General features: G+C 67.2%; 1 protein-coding gene and 1 tRNA gene. Both read right to left on the bottom strand.

Annotation, left to right across the window (positions count from 1 at the left end; all coding sequences use genetic code 11):
- Positions 1–1,664, bottom strand: a 1,664-nt coding sequence (locus V7E46_RS33485; protein ID WP_443054431.1) for a putative T7SS-secreted protein, incomplete at its 3' end; no start/stop codon positions are given.
- A gap of 256 nt (positions 1,665–1,920) precedes the next feature.
- Positions 1,921–1,994, bottom strand: a tRNA-Gly gene (locus tag V7E46_RS33490).
- Between the last annotated feature and the right edge of the window lie 58 nt (positions 1,995–2,052).

Raw genomic sequence — 2,052 nt, forward strand, 5'->3', positions numbered from 1 at the left:
GCGCCGGGTTGGGGGACGGGGTAGAGCTGGATCGAGCCGTCTGCGGCGACGAACGCCACGCCTTGGTCGTCGAGTTCGAGGTGCTGGTCGAGGGTGGAGGCCCAGGAGGGTCCGTAGAAGCGGCCGATCCGGTGGGATGACAGGTGGCTGCGTTCCAGGACCAGAGGGAGGGTTCCGGGGAGTGAGATGTCTGTCTGGGTGAGGATCATGTCGCCGGTGGCGACGTCGATCGGGTCCGACAGGCACTTCTTCGCCGCTTGTTCGATGGCGGCTTTGGCGGGGTCTTCGGCGGCTGCCCGCGCCCCGTTCCTGGCGGCTTGTTCTGCGGCGTTCCTGGCGGCTTGTTCTGCGGCGTTCTTGGCGGCGTTTTTTGCGGCGTCTTCGGCTGCGGTTTTGCCTGCGGCGCTGCCGCCGTCNTCTGCGGCGTTCCTGGCGGCTTGTTCTGCGGCGTTCTTGGCGGCGTTTTTTGCGGCGTCTTCGGCTGCGGTTTTGCCTGCGGCGCTGCCGCCGTCGGTGGCGATGGCGAGGAGGATGTTGCCGATGAGGCGGCCTGATGCTTCGGAGCCGTCGGTGCCCCAGCCGGTGCCGAGGATGGTGCCGGGGAGGCGTTCGGGGTGCTGGGTCATGTCGGCCAGGCCGGCGGCGGTGGCGTTGAGGTGGGTGAGGTACTGGGCGGGGTGGGTGAGGTTGTAGGGGTCGAGGGGGTTCAGGCCGCGGACGAATTTGTCCAGGTCGGTGACTGAGCGGACCAGGCCGCCGGCGAAGTGCTCTGCTGCGATGGGTGCGGCTTTGCCGATGTCGGAGCCGTCGTGTTTCATGCGGTCGGTGAAGTCGGGTTTGGCCGGGGCGAGTTTGGTCGCTTCGCGGACTTTGGCCTCGGCGGCGGTGGCGGCGCTGTCGCGTTGTTTGCGGGCGGCGTTGAGGGTGTCTTTGGCGGCCTGCTTGTCCTTGGCGCCGGGGTCGGTGAACGCGCCGGGTTTGACGGGTTTGCTGCCGGGGTCTTTGCCGTCGTCGACCTTGTCGTTGTAGGCCTTGACGTGGTCGTGGTAGGTGTCCACGGCTGTGTTGTAGGCGTCGGCTGCGGCTTTGCGGGCTGCGGTGCCCTGCTTCCACAGCCGGACGGCTTCTTTGGCCTGGCCTTTGGCCCAGTCCACGGTCTCGGCGTAGGTCTCCAGGGCGAGGCCGGCTTGTGCGCAGGCGGTGGCGGCGTGGGCCCACTTGGCGGGCTGGGTGGTGAACTTGGCGCGGAAGGCGTCGGCGCCGAGGCCGTCCCAGTCGCCGGGGTCGAGGTGTGACAGGCCGGTGTGGCCGGTGTCGAAGGCCAGGGAGAGCTTGGCCAGGTGCAGCACGGCAGCGCGGATCTTGGCCGGGTCCCCGTGCAGGAGTTCCTCGGGGTCGTCGGTCTGGCCGAGCTGCTGCTCGGCGACGTGCGCACCCATGTGGTCGGCGAAGGCGTCGCCCTTGTCCTCGACCCAGTCCGCGGCATCGTCGAGCCCGACGTGCTCCAGGCCGTCGCCGACGATGTGGGCGCCGTCGTCGATGATCTCGCCGGCCTTCTTCTTGACCTTGTCGACGCCGTGCTCGATACCGTCCCCGACCTTGTTGACGGCCTTCCGAAGACTGAACCACCCGCCCCACCCCCCACGGCAGTACGACAGCACCACCGAACCTAGCAACAGCTGCCAGCGCAGTCACCCGGGACTCGGATGCCTTGAGCATGTCCTTCGGCGCACACCTGTTGGCCGGCCGCCCCTCCACTGGCTCAGAGCCGCACGCACATCGCCGGGCGCAGCTTTCCCCGGACTGCCCAGAAACGAATGCCGCTATTTGACCGCGAGATGTGGTGCGGGAATGGCACGGGTTCTTCAACTGGTCCAGACAAAAAAATAGACCCCAAGCCTCTGACCTGGGGCTATGCAATGGAGCGGATGACGGGAATCGAACCCGCGCTCTGAGCTTGGGAAGCTCATGTTCTACCATTAAACTACATCCGCTGGAAAAGCTCCCCGGAGGGTGCTTCGGGGACACTCTACCGTATGCGGGGGGTGGGGT

Source organism: Streptomyces sp. IBSBF 2435 (assembly GCF_036815005.1).
Lineage (GTDB): Bacteria > Actinomycetota > Actinomycetes > Streptomycetales > Streptomycetaceae > Actinacidiphila.